Here is a 17,518-nt window from a genome sequence, read left to right on the forward strand (position 1 = left end):
CCACAACCCCCCCAACCGGGCTCCCCCCCCGGCCCCCCCCCCGGGGGGGGGGCCCCCCCCGGGGGGGGCCCCCCCCCCCCTTCGTTCGCGTTCCGCTTCGGCTTCCGGTTTCCGACTGCCGGCCACCGGCCACCGGCTACGGCTTCAGACCGTGGCCGAGCGGTACTTGCGGACGGCCAGGGTGCGGAAGACCACGATGATCAGGACGGACCAGATCACCGAGGCCCACACCGGGTGCTGCATGGGCCAGGCGTCCGGGGTGGGGTAGCCCTCGGGGAGATTGCCGAACAGCTCGCGGGCCGCCTGCACGGTGGCGCTGAACGGGTTCCACTCGGCGATGTGCCGCAGGAACGTCGGCATGTTCTGCGAGGGCACGAAGGCGTTCGAGATGAAGGTCAGCGGGAAGAGCCAGATCAGCCCGCCCGAGGTGGCCGCCTCCGGGGTGCGCACGGACAGGCCGATCAGGGCGCCGATCCAGGAGAAGGCGTATCCGAGGAGCAGCAGCAGGGCGAAGCCGCCCAGGACCTTGAGGATGTTCTCGTGGGTCCGCCAGCCCACCAGCAGGGCGACCACGGCCAGCACGATCAGGGTGAGCGTCGTCTGCACCAGGTCGGCGAGGGTGCGGCCGGTGAGCACCGCCCCGCGCGCCATGGGGAGGGAGCGGAAGCGGTCGATCAGGCCCTTGTGCATGTCGTCCGCGATGCCGGCGCCGGCTCCGGCGGTGGCGAAGGTGACGGTCTGCGCGAAGATGCCCGCCATCAGGAACTCGCGGTAGGCGTCGGGGGAGGTGTTCCCGCCCACGCTGATCGAACCGCCGAAGACGTAGCTGAAGAGCACCACGAACATCACCGGCTGGATCACGCCGAAGATGATCATTTCCGGGATCCGGGACATCCGGATCAGGTTCCGCTTGGCGATCACCAGCGAGTCCTGGACGGACTGGACGATGCCGCCGCGGGGGGCCGGGGCGATGGTCCCGGCGCCCGGTCCGCCCGTTCCGGGGCTGAGTTCGGTACCGGTCACCGGTCGGTCTCCTTCCCGGCCGTGTCGGCCGCTCCGGCCGTCCCCTCGTCGGTGTCCTCGGCCTGTTCCGCCGCGTGGCCGGTGAGGGAGATGAACACGTCGTCCAGGGTGGGCCTGCGCAGCCCGATGTCGTCGATCTCGATGCCGCGGGCGTCGAGGTCCCGGATGACCTCGGCGAGGAGCTTGGCCCCGCCGGTGACCGGGACGGTCAGCTTGCGGGTGTGCTCCTCCACGGTGGGGGAGCCCTTGCCGTAGAGGCCGAGCACCTCGCGGGCGCCGGGGATCTGCCCGCGCTCGTGCACGACCACCTCCACGCGCTCGCCGCCGGTGCGGGCCTTCAGTTCGTCGGAGGTGCCGCGGGCGATCACCTTGCCGTGGTCCACCACGCAGATGTCGTGCGCGAGGTGGTCGGCCTCCTCCAGGTACTGGGTGGTCAGCAGCAGGGTGGTGCCGCCGGAGACCAGTTCCTGGATCACGTCCCACAGGGCCTGCCGGTTGCGGGGGTCGAGGCCGGTGGTCGGCTCGTCCATGAACATCACGGGGGGCCGCACCACGAGGGCGGCGGCCAGGTCGAGGCGGCGGCGCATGCCGCCGGAGTACGTCTTGGCCGTGCGGTCCGCGGCCTCGGCGAGGCCGAATCGTTCCAGCAGCTCGTCCGCGCGGGTCTTCGCGGCCTTGGCGCCCATCTGGTAGAGCCGGCCGACCATCTGGAGGTTCTCGCGGCCGGTGAGGTACTCGTCCACGGCCGCGAACTGCCCGGACAGACCGATGGAACGGCGGACCTCGTTGGGGTGCTTCAGTACGTCGATCCCGGCGACGAGAGCGCGGCCGCTGTCGGGCTGGAGCAGGGTGGTCAGGACGCGTACGGTCGTGGTCTTGCCCGCGCCGTTCGGGCCGAGCAGGCCGAGGACGGTTCCCTCGGGCACGTCGAGGTCCACGCCGTCCAGTGCACGTACGTCGCCGAAGGTCTTCACGAGGCCCTCGGCGTAGATGGCGCCTGGCATAGGGATTCTCCCAGTGGGAATCGGGTGTTTCCTAGGCAAATCGTATGGGTGTGCGCGGGGCTCCGCCCTTGGGGTGGGCGGGGGCGATGGGGCTGGGGCGGTCACCGTAACGCGTCATATCGCGTCGCGCGAGGGAATTACCCGGAATCCCCCCGGGAGTGGGCCTCGGCCTCAAGCGCCGGCCGGGCTTCAGGGCAAGCCGCTACCGCGGCCCTATGCGGGGGCGCCGCCCCCGCGCCTCAAACGCCGCCGGGGCTGGATCGGGCCTCCGTCGTGGTCCCCGCGCCTCGAACGCCGGCGGGGCTCGATCGTGGCCGCCGGTGCCCTGAGCGCCGGCGGGGCTGGATCGTGGTCGCCGTCGTGGCCGCCGTGCCCTAGGGGTTGCTCAGGGGGTAGCCGGCCCGGTGGAGGGCTCGGGCGACCTCCGTGCAGTGGTCGGGGCCCTTGGTCTCCAGGTGGAGCTCCACCTCGACCTCCGTCAGGCCCAGCCGCGGATCCGTCCGGACGTGCCCCACGTCCAGGACGTTGGCGTCGACCGTGGACAGCACGCCCAGCAGCCCGGCCAGGGCCCCCGGCCGGTCCGTGACCCGGACCCGGAGGGAGAGGTACCGGCCCGCCGCGGCCATCCCGTGCCGCAGGATCCGCTGGAGCAGCAGCGGGTCCACGTTGCCGCCGGACAGCACCGCCACCACCGGGCCGCGCCCGTACCGCTCCGGCTCGCTCAGCAGGGCCGCGACCGGGCTGCACCCGGCCGGTTCCACCACCAGCTTGGCCCGCTCCAGGCAGAGCAGCAGGGCACTGGAGAGGGCGTCCTCCGAGACCGTGACCACGTCGTCCAGCAGGTCGGCGATGATCGAGAAGGGCAGGTCCCCGGGCCGTCCCACTTTGATGCCGTCGGCCATCGTGCTCGGCGCCTCCACGGGGACGGGGTGGCCGGCCGCCAGCGAGGGCGGGTACGCGGCCGCGCCGGCGGCCTGCACGCCCACGATCCGCACGTCGGGGCGGACCGCCTTCACGGCCACCGCGATCCCCGCGGCCAGTCCGCCGCCGCCGATCCCGACCAGGATCGTCGAGACCTCCGGGCACTGCTCCAGGACCTCCAGGCCCACCGTGCCCTGCCCGGCGATGACGTCCGGGTGGTCGAAGGGGTGGATGAACACCGCCCCGGTCCGGTCCGCGTGCTCCTGGGCGGCGGCGAGGGTCTCGTCCACCACCTGCCCGGAGAGGATCACCTCGGCCCCGTACTCGCGGGTCGCCGCCACCTTCGGCAGCGGGGCCCCGACCGGCATGAACACGGTGGAGCGCACCCCGAGCAGCGAGGAGGCCAGGGCCACGCCCTGGGCGTGGTTCCCGGCGCTGGCCGCGACCACCCCGGCGGCCCGCTGCACGGGGGTCAGGCAGGCGATCCGCACGTACGCGCCGCGCAGCTTGAAGGAGCCGGTCCGCTGGAGGTTCTCGCACTTCAGGTGCACCGGGGCGCCGACGAGCGAGGACAGGTACCGGCTGCCCTCCATCGGGGTCACCCGGGAGACCCCGGACAGCATCTTCTGCGCTCCCCGCACATCGTCGAGGATCACCTGGGGGAGGGGCGCGGGCAGTCCGTAGCCGGAGGAACCGATGGTGCTCATGCGGCCAGTCTCGCAGCCGGCGCGGACCGCGGCCCGGGCCCGCCACCTGCCGGGACGCCCGCGGGCCCGCGGGGGCCGCCGGGATCGGCCGTACCGGATTGCGCAGCAGCGGTACGCGCCGCACCCGCTCCGCGTACTCTGTCCCCCATCCTGCTCGCCCCCGTGTCTGAAGAGAGCTCTCGTCATGCCCTCCACCCCGGCCCATCCCGACGTGCCGGCCGCTCCCGACGCCGGCCTCCTCGACGCCCTCCAGCACCAGGTGGCGGTCTTCGCGCGCCGCGCGGAGCAGACCCGGCTGGGCGGCGTCGGACAGGCCCGCAACTCCATGGACCGCGCCGCGTACCTGCTGCTCAACAGGCTCGACCTGGAAGGGCCGATGGGGGTCAAGGCACTGGCCGCGGGCATGGGCATCGACTCCTCCACCGTCACCCGGCAGGTGGCCCCGCTGGTGGACACCGGGCTGGTCAAGCGGACCTCGCACCCGGAGGACGGCCGCGCCGTGGTCCTCGCGCTGTCCCCCCGCGGACTGTCCCGGCTGGAGGAGGTACGGTCCTCCCGCCGCGAGCTGATGGCCCTGGTGACGGAGGACTGGACGGAGGAGGAACGGGACTCCTTCACGGCCCTGTTGACCCGCTTCAACCTCGCCCTCGCCGACCGCATGGCCGCCGCCCCCGGCCTGGAGCGCCAGGAGACCGGCACCGCCGCCTCCTGAACCCCGCCGCGCTGCGGGTGGGGTGCGCCGGGGCACGCGAGCCGGCCCCGGCGGCCCCGGCGACCCACGACCATCGGGGCCGTGGTGCCCCGGCGAACTCCACCGGGGACGCGGGCGGCCCGGCGAGGGTCGGGGTGGCATGCCGGCGGGTCCGGGGTCCGGCCCCGAGGTCCGGGCCCCGCCCCCAGGTCCTCGCCCGGCGCCCACTGCCCACCGCCCCGCGCCCCAGGGCCCGCCGACCCCTTGACCAACCCTCCCGCCTCCCGCCCAATGGAAGGCGTGGGTGCACGGGGGTCCGTACAACACGCTTCCGGGGACGGTGAGTTCGAGGCGTTCGTCGCCGGAGCCGCGGCCCGGCTGCTGCACGCCGCCACCCTGCTCACCGCCGAACCCACCGGCGCGAACCCGACCGCCCGCGCCCTGCTCCGCGAGGCCCTGGCCCGTACCTACGCCCGCTGGGACCGGCTCCGCGACGACGACCCGTACGCCCACGCCCGCCGCGAACTCTGCGCCGCCTACGCCCGCACCGCCTGGCGCCGGCACCACGCGGGCGAGGGCCCCCTCGGCGGTCTCCCGCCCCGACTCCGCCTGGTGCTCGTGCTGCGCCTGTATGAAGGGGTCGCCGAGGAGACGGTGGCCGCCCAGCTCGGCCTCTCCCCGGAACGGGTCCGCGCCCGCTACGCCCGCGCCCTCGCCGCACTCACCGCGCCCCGACCCCGGCGGGCCTCGTGAGCGCCCGCCACGAATCCGAGGTCAGGGCCCTCCTCGACGGCCCGCACCCACCCGTGCCCCCGGACCTGGCCGCACTCGCCGCCGGCCGCGGCCACCACCTGCTGCGCCGCCGCCGCGCGCTCCGGCGCACGGCCTGGTTCCTGCTGGCGGTGGCCGTCACAGCCTTCACGGTCTGGGCCGCCCTCACCGAACCGTGGGTCCTGCCCCCCTCCACCTACGCCCCGCCCTTCGAGGGCCCGTGACACGACCCGGCCCCAGTGGCCCGGGTGGACTCGGGAACTCGACCGGGGGTGTCAGTCGGACTGGCAGCCGATGAGTTCGACCGTGGTGGCGCGGGCCGTGGTCTTGAGGGTGATCAGTTCGTCGATGCGCTTGCTGGTCGCGTCGAAGCGGAAGTCGGCGCGGCCCACGTCGGCGTGGTCCACGTCCTGGGCGTTGACCGTGCAGACGCCCTTGGCGGCCGGGTCGGACTTGCGGACCTCCAGGTGCAGCCGCACCTCGCTGTCCGAGACCACCTGGAACTTGATCACTTCACCGCTCACCGTCTGGCCACCGACGTAGTCGTAGCCGAACCAGGCGACCAGCCCGAGCATGCCCGCGCCCAGCACCGAGCCGATGATCTTCAGGTTGCGGTCCGCGCGCTGGTCCGCGGAGCGGCCGTACCGGCCCTCGGGGAGGCTCTCGCGTACCGCGTTCATCGACCGGATCCTTTCGGCAGGGCTCTTCTGTCGTGCGGACCCGAGGGCCCGCGGAATTTTCCGTCCCCCGGTTCGGTCACTATAGAAGCCGTCCACCCCGCCCCATCACCGAGGGATCGAGTCTTGACTGAGCAGCTTCGACTGATGGCCGTCCACGCCCACCCCGACGACGAGTCGAGCAAGGGCGCAGCGACCATGGCCAAGTACGTGTCCGAGGGAGTGGACGTCCTGGTCGTCACCTGCACCGGTGGTGAGCGCGGCTCCGTCCTCAATCCCAAGCTCCAGGGCGACAAGTACATCGAGGAGAACATCCACGAGGTCCGCCGCAAGGAGATGGACGAGGCCCGCGAGATCCTCGGCGTCCGCCAGGAGTGGCTGGGCTACGTGGACTCCGGCCTGCCGGAGGGCGACCCGCTGCCCCCGCTCCCCGAGGGCTGTTTCGCCCTGGAGGACGTGGACGCGGCCGCCGGGCGCCTGGTGGCGCAGATCCGCTCCTTCCGCCCGCAGGTGATCACCACCTACGACGAGAACGGCGGCTACCCGCACCCCGACCACATCATGACCCACAAGATCACGATGGTGGCCTTCGAGGGCGCGGGCGACCCCGCCGCCTACCCGGAGGAGGAGTTCGGGCCGGTCTGGCAGCCGCTGAAGCTCTACTACAACCAGGGCTTCAACAAGCCGCGGACCCTCGCCCTGCACAACGGGCTGCTGGAGCGCGGCATGGAGTCCCCCTACGGCGAGTGGATCAAGCGCTGGGACGAGTTCGGGCGCAACGAGCGGACCCTGACCACCTACGTTCCGTGCGGCGAGTTCTTCGAGATCCGTGACAAGGCCCTCATCGCGCACGCCACGCAGATCGACCCCGACGGCGGCTGGTTCCGCGTGCCGCTGGACGTCCAGCGGGAGATCTGGCCCACCGAGGAGTACGAGCTCGTGAAGGCGCTCGTGCCGACCTCCCTCCCCGAGGACGACCTCTTCGCGGGCATCCGCGACAATGCCTGACATGAGCGCTTTCGAGCTGATCCCCCTGGCGGCCGACACCTTCGACAAGAACAAGGTGACGCCCGGCATCCTCGGCTTCATCGTCTTCGCCGTCCTCGCGGTCGGCGTGTGGGGCCTGATGAAGTCCATGAACCGGCACATGGGCAAGGTGAACTTCGAGGAGGCGCCCGAGCCGGGCGCCACCGAGAAGGGCGCCGAGGCCGCCAAGACGGCGTAGGCGGCGACCCGGGCCGCGGGGCCCCCGGAGCCGGTCTCCGTGGTCCCGCCGGTCTCCGCGGTCCTGCCGTGGCCCCGCCGCACACCGCGGTCCCGCCGCGATCCCGAGCCCGTCGTCCCCGTCCGGGGCGGCGGGCCCCTCGCGTTGTCCGTGCCAGTGCCAGTGCCAGTGCCAGTGCCAGTGACCGTCGTGCCGTCCGAGGCCGTCGTGCCGCCCCCGACGGCCTCGCCGCCCGTGCCCGGCGCCGTGTGACCCCGGTCAGGCCGGGACGCCCATCACCTCCCGCGAGTGCCGGTTCGGGGTCAGGCCCAACCGCCACGCCTGCCAGCCCGCGCCCGGGTCCACCCCGCGGTCCAGGGCCACCCGGTAGGCGTCGAGGGCGTCCGCGAGGGCCCCGTCCCGGGCCGGATGGGCCGCCGCGGCCAGCGCCGCCAGCTCCTCCCGGGCCCGGGCCGCACCCTCCCCGGACTCCCGGGCCGTGTACGGCAGCAGCGTGCAGCGCAGGAACCGGGCCCAGTCCCCGCCCCGCGCGTCCCCGTACGAGGCGAACAGCTCCGCCGCCTCCTCGCACAGCCCGAGGGCCTGCCCCAGCCGGGCGTTGCCCGCGTCGACCACCGCCAGCTCCAGGCAGGTCCACGCCTCCCCGTGCGCCAGCCCGATCCGCCGGAAGTCCGCCCGCGCGTCCGCGAGCAACTGCCGCGCGAACCCCGAATTGCGCAGCCCGCCGGTCTGGGCCGCCCGCAGGTCCCGGGTCAGCCGCCCCGAGTGATGCCGGGCGCAGGCCAGCCCGTACACGTCCCGCATCCGCGAGAACATCGTCCGGGCCCGCTCCAGCTCCCGGACCGCCCGGTCCGGGTCCCCGCCCTCCTCCAGCGCTTGGCCCAGGTAGTACAGGGTCCACGCCTCGCCGCGCGCGTCCTCCGCCTCCCGGTGCCGGGCCAGCGCCGTGACCAGCCCCTCCACGGCCGGCGCCGGATCCCCGGCCACCAGTCGGGTCCGGGCCAGCTCGGTCAGCGCCCAGGCCTCGGCGCGGCCGTCGCGGGTGCGCCCCGCCAGCTCCAGGGCCCGGCGCAGCTCCGTCTCGGCGCCCGCGGTGTCCCCGCGGCGCACGTACACCTGGCCCAGCTGGAAGTGCGCCCAGCCCTGGCCGTGCAGGGACTCGCTCTCCCGGTGCCCGGCCAGCGCCGCCGCGAGCAGCTCGGCGGCCTCCGCGAGGCGGGCCCGGTCCCGCTCCACGGCCGCCAGGGCGTGTCGGGTCCAGGCCAGGTCGGCCGCCAGCTCCGGGACGGACTGCAGCTCCGCCGCCTCCCGGAGCTTGGCCGCGGCCTCCGCGAGCTGCCCCTGGTGGTGCAGCGTGATGCCCAGGGAACACAGCGCCCGCGCCGTCCCCGCCCCGTGTTGCGCCTCCCGGTACGAGTCCACCACCGAGGTCAGTGTGGAGCGGGCCGTGTCCAGGTCGCCGAGCTGCCGGGCCGCGATGCCGGTGCGCCACTGCACCGAGCGGGTCAGGAGCCCCTGGTCCACGGCCCGGGCGAGCTCGTTGATCTCGCCGAGCCGGTACAGGTCCCCGCGCAGCAGGCAGTGGTCGCAGAGCGCGCCGAGCAGGTCCAGGACGGCCCGCTGGTCCACGCCCTGCGCGTGCCGCAGCGTGGCCGTGATGAAGCTGGACTCCTCGTCCAGCCAGCGCAGGGCCGCGTCCAGCGAGGGGAATCCGTGGTCCCCGAAGTGGTCCGCGCGCGTGGAGGTCTTCCCGTCGACCATCCTGATCACCGCGTCCGCGAGCCGCGCGTACGTCCGGATCAGCCGCTCCTGCGCCGCCGTGATCGCCGCCACGTCCTCTTCGGCCCGCAGCTTCACGGCGGCGAAGGCGCGCACCGAGTCGTGCAGCCGGTACCGCTGCCCGCGCACGTGGTCCACCAGCCCGGCCCGGGCCAGCTCCCCGAGCAGGCGCAGCGCCTCCGCGTCCCCGTCCTCGGACAGGGCGGCCGCCGCGGCGCCGCCCACCGAGACCCGGCCCGCCAGCGACAGCCGGCGCAGCAGCCGTCGCCCGGCCTCCGACTGGTGCGCGTACGACAGCTCCAGCACCCGCTCCGTCACGGCGGCCGGGACCGCGCCCGGGCTCCCCTCCGCTCCCGCGATCCCTCGTGGTCCCGCGCTTTCCCGCGGGTCCGGTCCCGTGCTTCCCGCTGTGCCCGGAGCCGTGACCAGATGCCCCTCGAAGTCACGGGCGGTGTGCGTGCCCAGCAGCGGGCCCGTCAGCCGCAGGGCCAGTGGCAGGCCGCCGGTGAAGCGGACCACCGCGGCGAGGGCCCGCCCGTCGTAGACGCCGCCGTCCCGGTCGTCCGCCAGGCCGTCGGCCCGGTCGCCGTACCGGCCCCCGGTGCTGTCCGTCGCGCCGCCGTGTGCACCGCCCGCGCCCCCGTGCGCACCCGCGCCCCCGCCGGCGGGGACCGCCGCCCGGAGGACCGCCTCCGCCTCGGCCTCCGGCAGGGGGGTCACCGGCAGCTGGTGCACCCAGGCCGCCATGTCCGCGGGCAGCGTCAGCGGCTCGCGCGCGGTCACCAGCACCAGGCTGTCCGAGCGTTCCGGCACCAACAGCCGCACCTGCTCGGCGTCCACGGCGTCGTCCAGGACCACCGTGACCGGCAGCCCGCGCAGGTGCTGGAGGTACAGCTCCGACAGTCGCCGCACCTGCTGTTGCGGCGAGGTCCGCTCCCGGAACAACAACTGCTCGCGCGGGGCGCCCAGGCGGTTCAGCAGGTGCAGCAGCGCCTCCCGGGTCGGCAGCGGGGCGTCCCCGCTCAGCGAACCGCCCCGCAGGTCCACCACGCAGGCGCCCCGGTACTGGTCCCGCAGCCCGTGCGCCGCCCGCACCGCCAGCGAGGTCCGGCCCGAACCGGGCTCGCCGTGCAGCACCACGACCACCGGGCGGGTCTCCGTACTGGCCCGGGCCGCCTGCACCCACTGCGCGATCCGGTTCAGCTCCGTGCGCCGCCCCGCGAACGGGCCCGCCGGCTCCGGGAGCCGGCCGAAGGACTGCTCCAGGGCGCTGCGCCGCAGTGCGGCCGCGCTGCGGTCCGTACCGCGCAGCCGGGGCGCCGCCTTCGCGGACTCCGCCGGCCCGGACCGGCGCTCCGGCCGGGCCGAGGCCACCGCCCGCTGCTCGTCGAGGAACGGCCGGATCCCGCGGACCTCCACGGCCGACAGCCACTGCAGGCGCAGTTGCTCGCTGCCGCCGGGGCGGCCCAGCTCGCCGGCCCGGCGGTGGGCGGCGGGCCAGTGCGTGGCGGTCACCTTCAGCACGGTGGCGGCGGCCCCGGCGGCGGCCACCACGGCCCCCGCGGCCAGCGCGGACCCGGTGTCCAGGCCGAAGGCCAGGTCCGTTCCGGTGGCGGCGACCGCCGCGACCGCGGTGACCAGCGCGGCGGTGGCGGTGTTCCCGCGCCGGAAGGCCTCGCCCAGCGACTGCTCGGAGGCCGCGGCCTCGTCCAGCGCCCGCGTCCACGCCTCGTACTCCGTCTGCCCGCCCGCCGCGATGGCGTCCAGTGCCGTCCGCGCCCGGGCCAGCAACTGCCCCTGCTCCACGCGCCCCCCGGAGCGGCGCACCTCCTCCTCCACGGCCCGCACCACGAGCCGGTCCACCTCACCCCGATGTACGTCGCGCATCCCTGGGCCCCCTCCTCGGCGCCGGGTCCGACCGGCCCCCGGTGTCACCGGGATACCCGCCCGCGCGCGCGGATCATGCGCCGCGGGACAGGAGTTGAGGGAGTTCAGAGCTTTCGGCACCGCGGGCTTCCGGGTCGGAGCGGCGGCGCTCAGGCGTTCAGGAGCCTCCGGAACTCCTGCGCGAGGTTCTGCTGCGCCCGCGTGCCGGAGGACAGCCCGTGGAGCAGTTCTTCCAGGACCACCTGTGCCGTCGCGGGGTCCAGGGTGCGGAGGACGCGAAGGACCTGCGAGGCGAAGGCGAGGCGGCCCGAGAGCTCCGTGCCCGGGGCGTCAGGGTCGAGCGCCAGCGAGGCGCTCGAAGCGAGGACGTGCCGGAGCGCTTCCCCGGCGTTGGCGTGGAGCCCCAGTTGTCGGTACATGACCATCAGCCGGATCCACTCCAGGAGGACCTGGGGGTGACCGCCGTGCCAGGCCCCGGCGGCCTTCCCCACGAGGCGCTGCTGCTCGTTCAGGGCTTCCTGGTGGAAGCCCTGCCGCCAGAGCGCCATCGTCCTCGCGGACGCGGCGAGCACGTCCTGCGGACGGGAACGGGGCGCGACCGCACCGGTGAGCAGGAGAAGGACGGCCCCGACCGTCACCAGGTACAGTCCCGCCCCGGCGTCGAGACGGAGCGGAACGCCGTCGGTCCGCGGGACCGTGCCGAGCTCCACGAGGTCGACCACCGCCCAGCCGGTGGCCAGGGCCCCCGCGGCCAGCAGGGTCGGTTGCTGCGCGGTCCGGTACCGTCCGAACAGGTAGAGCGCCCCCGGCACCAGGGCGATCAGTCCGATGAGCAGGGTGACGTATCCGTCGCCGCCCGCCGTGCCCAGCCGGGAGCCGAGGGCGAGCCCGCCGCGTGCCGTCTCGTGGTAGCCGTAGACGACGGCGCCGGCGTCCGGGCCCACCACCCAGGGCAGCAGCGAGCCGACGCTGAGCAGCGCGACGGCCAGCAGGGCCGCCGCTCCCGTCAGCCGGGAGCGGCTGGGACGGGCGGCCCGGTCCAGGAGGCGTCGTCCCGGGCCGGGCGGGGCCGCGGGCCCGAGGTCCGGGCGCACCGCCGGTGGCGCGCCGGGCTCCTCGGCCGGCTCCGGCGCGGCAGCGGACCGGAACTCCGGCCCGTCCTCGGTGCTCGCGCGCGGGCGAGGGGGCAGTGGGGCGGCGGTGGGGGGCGGGGCGGGGGTGCGTGGTGGCGTGGGCTCGGGTTCCGTCATGATCCGGTCCTCAGCACCAGGGTGTCGGAGGCGTCCACCACGATCCAGATCAGGACCGGGACGCTGAGCACGGCCAGTGCCCTGAAGAGCCGGTGGGTCCGGTGGAGTCCCACCCGCCGGAAGCGGCCCCCCGCGAGGGCGAGTCCACCGGTGAGCAGGGTCAGGAGGGTCACGCTGCCGAGCAAGGCACGTGCCGTGCTGTCGCCCCGGGCGGGGACCAGCGCGGTCGTGAGGGCGTCCCGGGTGGCCGTGCCCCCGCCGCGGACGGCGGCGAGGACCGTGACGGTGAGCGCGGCCAGGGAGACGAGGACCACCAGGGCCAGGAGGACGTACTCCTTGGCCCGGGGACCGGCGTCGGCGTCGGTGCCGGTGTCGTCCGGTGTGGCGGGACCGTCCGGTGCGGTGGGTTCGTCCGGGACCGGACGTTCCCGCCCGGCCGGGTCGCCGGACCGCACGGTGCGGTCGCGCCCTGGTTCCTCACCGAAGCGTCGGGGGCGGGCCGGGCCCGGGGTGCCGACCGGTCCGGCGGTCGGCTCCGGGCCGGTCGGCGGCTCCGAGCCGGTGGAGGACGGGGGTCCGCCCATCGGTGTTCTCCTCACGTGGGGTGGATGCCGAGGGTCCGCAGGAACTTCCGGGCGGCCGCGCGGCGTCGCCAGGCGCAGATCGCGGAGGTCGCGGCGGCGATCGCGGCCGGGGCGAGGAAGGCCGAGGCGGTCAGGTAGGTGGCGAAACCGGTCGTTCCGTCGCCGATGACGAGTTCCTCGGCCTCCGGCTCGGGGCCGAAGGCCAGCGGGCCGTGGCCGGGACGGGCGCCCTCGCCGCGGTGCACGGTGATCCGGTAGGTGCCGGCGCCCATGAGGCCGACGGCGATGGGCGTTCCGATCGTCTGCCGGCCGTCCAGCCGCACCTGGTAGGGGGTGTGGGAGCCAGGGCCGCCGAACAGTCCGATCGGCCCCTTCCGCAGTGCCTTCGCCCCCACGGTGGTCCCGAACTCCGTCGCCGGCGGGGGTGGTCCGGTCGCGGGGGTCTCCTCCCAGAGGGCGTACCAGCCCTCGGTGGGGACGGTCACCTCGATGGTGGTCGTGCTCCCGCTGCGCTGGTAGTCGACCGGCGAACTGTCGCGCCAGGACTGGTCGAAGTGGAACGTGAGCATGATCATCAGGGCCGCGCAGCAGGCGGCGATCCCGGCGACGGTGTGACCGGCCCTGGTCGGGCCGAGCTCGAGGAACGCCTTCTCGCCCGCTTGCCGCGCGTAGGCCCACCCCTTGCGGGCGCCGCGCCGCCGCGTGTCCGACACGAGCGCGGCCAGTGGGGACGGTTCGGGAGGGGGCGGGGGTGGCGCGGCGGCGGGGAAGGGCGGCGCGGGGGACGCGGGCGGCGGGTCCGGCTCCCCCGGTGGGGGGCTCACCACGTGACGGTCCCGGACACCGCGGGCCGCACGCCCCGGCGGGAGAGTTCGTTCCCACCGGGCTCGACCACGATGCGACCGGGCACGTGGTGAGGGCTGTTCGTCACGCCATCCGCCCCGTCGTCCGGCGTGGTGAGGCGCGCCGGCACGTGAGCGCCGTCGATGGTGCTCGCGGCGTCGTCGGGGGGTAAGGGCACGTTGTCTCCTCTGCGCCGCGGGAGGTGCCTCAGGGGACTTGCCTCCGTCATGTGGCGTCACCGTAGGGCGGGCGGCGGGGGCCCGTCCCGGGGAGGACGGATCGGTTATGGAAACTTCACTCAACGTGAGAGGCGTGTTGCGGAGGGGGCTGTGGTGACCCGGTTCGTGTCCCGCTCTCGCCCCCCCCGGCGCGGCGTCCTCGCGGAGCTAGGCGCAACCGACCCCGTCGTTCTGACGGATCATCCGACTGACTGTGACTCAGGTCACATGAGCGGAGGCGTGGTTGCGGGAACATCCTTCCCTTGCGGGCCGTTGGTGCCAGTGGTTCCCGCTGGTGCACCGATGGGGACCGGTCTTCCTGGTTGGTCTGAGGCACCGGTACAGGTTCGTATGCGGGCGATGACACAGGCAGCCAAGCCGCACGGGGCGCGATCACCGGCAGCGCTCGGATGGATCGACCTGTCGTCAACGGCAGGGTGGTCGGGCTGGGCTGCCTCCGTGGCATCGGTCTGACCCCCTGTGGGGAGGAACCCGGTGCAGTTCAAGGTCATGACCGTCATCATCGTCGTGCTCATCGCGCTCGTCGTCGCGCTGACCGCCGTCCTGTGCAGCCTGATCGGGGGCAGCTCGCGCCCCGCCGCGGTGAAGACGGGCGGCGTCGCCTTCGTCTCCGTGGCGGGACTCGGCATGGCGATCACCACCTACCTGAGTCCGGCCTGACCCCTGGCCGTGCGGGACGCCTCGGCGTCGTCCCGCACGGCAGGGTCCGGCACGCGGCTTCCGTGTTCGTCGCCTCGGGTCACCCCCGCCTTCCCGGGTCGTGCCGGGGCCGTGGTGGGGCGGGGACACGGCATAGATTGGCCGCATGCCGAATCGCCTTGCTGATGAGACCTCGCCGTACCTGCTCCAGCACGCCGAGAACCCGGTCGACTGGTGGCCCTGGTCGCCGGAGGCGTTCGCGGAGGCCCGGGAGCGGGGGGTGCCGGTGCTGTTGAGCGTCGGGTACAGCTCCTGCCACCGCTGTAAGTGAACTCACAGACCCAATAGTCGACGGTGCTTACACGTCTCTGATGATCACGCGCTTCCCGCAGAGCTTCGACCAGTCGTCACGGTCTGAGGTCAGAACGATCACGGGAGCCGGGACGCGGAGCGCGAGCGCGGCGACGAGGGCATCGATCGCGTACTTGTGTCCGTGCAGTCCACCGGCGTCCTGAAGCAGCTCCACGGCAGTCAGGGAGTCCTCCTGGCTGACCGGCTCCACTCGAAGTCGGGAGAGCACCCACTTCAACCGTGCCAGTTCGGTCTTCCCGTGTACGGCTTCAACAATGGTCAGCGCGGACACGAGGACGGGAACCCCGGCCTGCCGGGATGCCTCGATGCGAGCCGCCATACCGCGGTCGTTGCGCAGGAGCAGAGAGAGCGCCTCGGAGTCGAGCACAAGCGAGCGGGCCGCCTGCTCCTTCACGCGGCGCCTCGCTCGACGTCCTCGGCATTCACGTCCCCGAACAGCTCACGGCGAGCGGCTTCGATCTCCTGCTCCGTGAGCGCGCCGTGCTCCTCTTCGTGGGACGCGACGATCTCGGCGAGGCCGTCCATGGCGAGCTGATGCCTGACGGCTTCGGTGATGTAGTTGGACAGGCCGCGGCGGCCGGTTCGAGAGCGGAGTTCACTGACCAGCTCGGTGGGCATGGACACGGAGATGTTCTCAGTGGTTCCGGCGCGGGTCGGCTTCATGTCCGAAGTGTACGACAAGGTCTATTACATTGAGAGGATCATGGACACTCACGGACTCCGATGGGCGCACCTACACCCTCTGCCTGGACGAGCTGCCCCGGCCTGAGGTCGACGCCCGATGGCGGGGAGGCGCTCTCTCCGTTGCCTGGGACGGACGAGCCGGCGAGCGTAGTGTGCCGCTGGCCCAGTTGCGCGGAGAGCGCACGGCCGAGCAGCCGGACCGTCCTCGCCGAAGCCGAGCAGGAGAATGATCAAGTGGGTGGTGGTATTGCCAGTAAGTGAGGCCCGAAGTATGGCAGTTGGAGGGTAGCCTGGCGAGGTGACAGACAGCCTCGAAGTTGCGCTTGAGAAGCGAGTTGACCTCGACCAGTACGACTCCAACAAGCGACTGCTGTTCGCGTTGCAGTTGGCGTTCGATATCGAGGACATCGGTGCGGTAGCCGCCACCGCGCTGACTGATTCGTCAAACGACAAGGCGTGTGACCTTCTGTATATTGACCGCGATGCTGGGCGTGTCGTCTTGGCCCAGGGGTACGAGTCCCAGAACGCGGCCAAGTTGCAAGCGCCCTCCAGCAAGGCAGCGAGCCTTCATCAGGCAGTGAACTGGCTGTTCAGTAAAAACGAGCCGCTGGGTGTGCCTGACGTTCTGCTGGGAGCGTGGAGGGAACTGCACGATGCACTGGCGGACGATTCTGTCGGCGACGTCGAGATTTGGTACGTCCATAACCTTCCAGAATCTCAGCAGATTGCCCAGGAAATCAATGTCGCTGCAGGGGCTGCATTTGATCTCTTGCGCCAAGGGTATCCTGGCGGCGATATTAATGTCTCCAGTATCGAACTTGGTCGCGAGACTCTGACGCTTCGATACGAGAACTCGCAGACCCCGATTCTAGTGTCGGATACTCTTCAAATTTCTATTCCTGGCGCTTTCGAGGAGCGCGGCGCGAAATGGACGGCGCTGTGCACGAGCGTGCCGGTCCGCTGGCTCCACGGTCGATACCAGGAGTATGGGGCCAAGCTCTTCTCGGCGAATGTTCGTGACTATCTTGGTAGTCGTCGGTCGCAGAGTAATATCAATAACGGAATTCAGGACACGGCGCGCAACGAGCCGACGAATCTTTGGGCCTACAATAACGGCATCACCGCGTTGGTTCACGATTTTCAAGTCGCTGACAGTGAAACCTTGGTGATCACCGGTCTGGGTATCGTCAACGGCGCCCAGACGACCGGCGCAATCGGATCTATTCCGGCTAATGAGATCGGCGAGGAGAGTCACGTGCTCGCCCGATTTATCCGTTGTGACGACCCGGAGACCGTCAAGAGCATTGTCCGCTTCAATAACCGGCAGAACCCCACTCAGGCTTCGGACTTCCGTAGCAACGATGGCATCCAGCGGCGTCTGGTCGAAGATTTCATCAAACTGGGTGTCGTCGGATATAACGGCGGCCGTCGGGGTGGAGCAGAGGATGTAATTCGACGGCCGGGGGAAAATCAGCTGTCCGCCGAGACCGCTGCTCAGGCGCTTTCGGCCTTTCGTGGAGCGGCCGATGTCGCCTACCATCAGAAGAGTAAGATCTGGGAGCAAGACGACATCTACAGTCGGGTCTTTCCGGAACGCGTGACGGCGAAGCATATTCTCTTCGTGTCCAGCTTGATGCGCGCTGTTGAGCTGGAGAAGACGAAGCTTGGCCGTATTGACCCCGAGGATAGGCTCCAGGATCAGGCCGATTTGCTCGACTGGCTGAGCCTTCGCGGATCGATTGTGCTGGCCGTCGAGGCGATTGGCAGTGTTATTGAGATCCTCGTGAGCGCTGCCGTAACCGACTCCTATACCCTCATGTTCAAGAGGAACCTTGCCATGCCCAAGGCTTCTGAGACGTGGCAGCCAGTGGTTGAGTCGCTGCTGGCTTTCGCTCCGGACCAACTGCGCGACCCTTTGGTCACATCTAGTCCCCTCCGGAACCGAAGTGTCGTCGATAAGGCGGTGAGTAACTTCCGAGCCCAGGTGAATGCGGCGCGTAGGCACAACAGGGAAACGTTTGAAGAATTCGCCAAGCATGTCACGCACTAATCGCTCGTACTAGGAGTCCGATGATTATCCGTGCCCGCGCTGAGGGGGTAGCGGTCCCAGCTATTCGGTGTGGGCGGCTCACTAATTTAAATACTCGGACGGTAGTCAGTGGTCCTTCGTGCCCAGGGGTGCAGAGGTCGAGAACTGGATAGTTGCTACTCGGCGTGTTGGC

At 72.2% G+C, this 17,518-nt stretch carries 17 protein-coding genes and 1 pseudogene; 8 read left to right on the plus strand and 10 right to left on the minus strand.

What is annotated here, in order from left to right:
* Positions 1–144: 144 nt before the first annotated feature.
* From ABTZ17_RS05055 to ilvA, 3 genes are all read right to left on the minus strand, one after another.
* Complete coding sequence (locus ABTZ17_RS05055; RefSeq protein ID WP_502994597.1) at positions 145–1,023, minus strand: ABC transporter permease; 879 nt, start codon at positions 1,021–1,023, stop codon at positions 145–147.
* Positions 1,020–2,027 carry an ATP-binding cassette domain-containing protein gene (locus ABTZ17_RS05060; RefSeq protein WP_352194100.1) on the minus strand — a complete coding sequence of 336 codons (1,008 nt, stop codon included), beginning with the start codon at positions 2,025–2,027 and terminating at the stop codon, positions 1,020–1,022. The genes ABTZ17_RS05055 and ABTZ17_RS05060 overlap by 4 nt, the downstream gene beginning before the upstream one ends.
* Positions 2,028–2,401: 374 nt before the next feature.
* Positions 2,402–3,655 (minus strand): threonine ammonia-lyase, encoded by a 1,254-nt coding sequence (gene ilvA / locus ABTZ17_RS05065; protein ID WP_352194101.1) that lies wholly within the window; start codon positions 3,653–3,655, stop codon positions 2,402–2,404.
* A 184-nt stretch (positions 3,656–3,839) separates the two neighbouring features.
* Here ilvA and ABTZ17_RS05070 point away from each other — a divergent pair, with 184 nt between their 5' ends.
* From ABTZ17_RS05070 to ABTZ17_RS05080, 3 genes are all read left to right on the plus strand, one after another.
* A complete protein-coding gene (locus tag ABTZ17_RS05070) occupies positions 3,840–4,367 on the plus strand; it encodes a MarR family winged helix-turn-helix transcriptional regulator (protein WP_352194102.1) in 528 nt (175 codons plus the stop codon).
* 270 nt (positions 4,368–4,637) lie between these two features.
* A complete protein-coding gene (locus tag ABTZ17_RS05075) occupies positions 4,638–5,099 on the plus strand; it encodes a sigma factor-like helix-turn-helix DNA-binding protein (RefSeq protein WP_502994598.1) in 462 nt (153 codons plus the stop codon).
* The gene (locus ABTZ17_RS05080; protein ID WP_352194104.1) at positions 5,096–5,341 is read left to right on the plus strand and encodes a hypothetical protein; all 246 of its coding nucleotides are present in this window, start codon (positions 5,096–5,098) and stop codon (positions 5,339–5,341) included. The genes ABTZ17_RS05075 and ABTZ17_RS05080 overlap by 4 nt, the downstream gene beginning before the upstream one ends.
* 51 nt (positions 5,342–5,392) lie before the next feature.
* Here the strand turns inward: ABTZ17_RS05080 and ABTZ17_RS05085 are convergent, their stop codons facing one another.
* A complete protein-coding gene (locus tag ABTZ17_RS05085) occupies positions 5,393–5,797 on the minus strand; it encodes a DUF4307 domain-containing protein (protein WP_352194105.1) in 405 nt (134 codons plus the stop codon).
* A gap of 123 nt (positions 5,798–5,920) precedes the next feature.
* Here ABTZ17_RS05085 and mca point away from each other — a divergent pair, with 123 nt between their 5' ends.
* Positions 5,921–6,802 (plus strand): mycothiol conjugate amidase Mca, encoded by an 882-nt coding sequence (mca, locus tag ABTZ17_RS05090; protein WP_352194106.1) that lies wholly within the window; start codon positions 5,921–5,923, stop codon positions 6,800–6,802.
* On the plus strand, positions 6,795–7,019 hold the full coding sequence (locus tag ABTZ17_RS05095; protein ID WP_352194107.1) for a hypothetical protein: 225 nt from the start codon (positions 6,795–6,797) through the stop codon (positions 7,017–7,019). The genes mca and ABTZ17_RS05095 overlap by 8 nt, the downstream gene beginning before the upstream one ends.
* A 258-nt stretch (positions 7,020–7,277) precedes the next feature.
* On the opposite strand, the gene ABTZ17_RS05100 is transcribed toward ABTZ17_RS05095, so the two are convergent.
* From ABTZ17_RS05100 to ABTZ17_RS05115, 4 genes are all read right to left on the minus strand, one after another.
* Positions 7,278–10,685 carry a tetratricopeptide repeat protein gene (locus tag ABTZ17_RS05100; protein ID WP_352194108.1) on the minus strand — a complete coding sequence of 1,136 codons (3,408 nt, stop codon included), beginning with the start codon at positions 10,683–10,685 and terminating at the stop codon, positions 7,278–7,280.
* 149 nt (positions 10,686–10,834) lie between these two features.
* Positions 10,835–11,935 (minus strand): hypothetical protein, encoded by a 1,101-nt coding sequence (locus tag ABTZ17_RS05105; protein ID WP_352194109.1) that lies wholly within the window; start codon positions 11,933–11,935, stop codon positions 10,835–10,837.
* Positions 11,932–12,519: a hypothetical protein gene (locus ABTZ17_RS05110; RefSeq protein ID WP_352194110.1), complete on the minus strand. Its 588-nt coding sequence runs from the start codon at positions 12,517–12,519 to the stop codon at positions 11,932–11,934. Before ABTZ17_RS05110 ends, ABTZ17_RS05105 begins: the two co-directional genes overlap by 4 nt.
* Before the next feature lie 11 nt (positions 12,520–12,530).
* Entirely contained in the window at positions 12,531–13,232 is a 702-nt protein-coding gene (locus tag ABTZ17_RS05115; protein ID WP_352194111.1) for a hypothetical protein, read from the minus strand.
* 843 nt (positions 13,233–14,075) lie between these two features.
* Here ABTZ17_RS05115 and ABTZ17_RS05120 point away from each other — a divergent pair.
* A complete protein-coding gene (locus ABTZ17_RS05120; RefSeq protein ID WP_352194112.1) occupies positions 14,076–14,261 on the plus strand; it encodes a hypothetical protein in 186 nt (61 codons plus the stop codon).
* Between the two features lie 145 nt (positions 14,262–14,406).
* A pseudogene (locus ABTZ17_RS05125) lies at positions 14,407–14,565 on the plus strand (DUF255 domain-containing protein); the annotation flags it as partial.
* Between the two features lie 33 nt (positions 14,566–14,598).
* Here the strand turns inward: ABTZ17_RS05125 and ABTZ17_RS05130 are convergent.
* Entirely contained in the window at positions 14,599–15,006 is a 408-nt protein-coding gene (locus tag ABTZ17_RS05130) for a type II toxin-antitoxin system VapC family toxin (protein ID WP_352194113.1), read from the minus strand.
* A complete protein-coding gene (locus ABTZ17_RS05135; protein WP_352194114.1) occupies positions 15,003–15,275 on the minus strand; it encodes a hypothetical protein in 273 nt (90 codons plus the stop codon). Before ABTZ17_RS05135 ends, ABTZ17_RS05130 begins: the two co-directional genes overlap by 4 nt.
* Positions 15,276–15,594: 319 nt before the next feature.
* On the opposite strand from ABTZ17_RS05135, the gene ABTZ17_RS05140 reads away from it, so the two are divergent.
* On the plus strand, positions 15,595–17,346 hold the full coding sequence (locus ABTZ17_RS05140) for an AIPR family protein (RefSeq protein ID WP_352194115.1): 1,752 nt from the start codon (positions 15,595–15,597) through the stop codon (positions 17,344–17,346).
* Positions 17,347–17,518 lie beyond the last annotated feature (172 nt).

The organism is Streptomyces sp. NPDC097619 (assembly GCF_040302735.1).
Lineage (GTDB): Bacteria > Actinomycetota > Actinomycetes > Streptomycetales > Streptomycetaceae > Streptomyces.

Bases quoted from the DNA above. Each gene is read 5' to 3' on its own strand.
- ABTZ17_RS05070 (WP_352194102.1), top strand. From the start codon at position 3,840: ATGCCCTCCACCCCGGCCCATCCCGACGTGCCGGCCGCTCCCGACGCC.
- ABTZ17_RS05075 (WP_502994598.1), top strand. From the start codon at position 4,638: ATGGAAGGCGTGGGTGCACGGGGGTCCGTACAACACGCTTCCGGGGAC.
- ABTZ17_RS05105 (WP_352194109.1), bottom strand. From the start codon at position 11,935: ATGACGGAACCCGAGCCCACGCCACCACGCACCCCCGCCCCGCCCCCC.
- ilvA (WP_352194101.1), bottom strand. From the start codon at position 3,655: ATGAGCACCATCGGTTCCTCCGGCTACGGACTGCCCGCGCCCCTCCCC.
- ABTZ17_RS05135 (WP_352194114.1), bottom strand. From the start codon at position 15,275: ATGAAGCCGACCCGCGCCGGAACCACTGAGAACATCTCCGTGTCCATG.
- ABTZ17_RS05095 (WP_352194107.1), top strand. From the start codon at position 6,795: ATGCCTGACATGAGCGCTTTCGAGCTGATCCCCCTGGCGGCCGACACC.
- ABTZ17_RS05110 (WP_352194110.1), bottom strand. From the start codon at position 12,519: ATGGGCGGACCCCCGTCCTCCACCGGCTCGGAGCCGCCGACCGGCCCG.
- ABTZ17_RS05100 (WP_352194108.1), bottom strand. From the start codon at position 10,685: ATGCGCGACGTACATCGGGGTGAGGTGGACCGGCTCGTGGTGCGGGCC.
- ABTZ17_RS05085 (WP_352194105.1), bottom strand. From the start codon at position 5,797: ATGAACGCGGTACGCGAGAGCCTCCCCGAGGGCCGGTACGGCCGCTCC.
- ABTZ17_RS05060 (WP_352194100.1), bottom strand. From the start codon at position 2,027: ATGCCAGGCGCCATCTACGCCGAGGGCCTCGTGAAGACCTTCGGCGAC.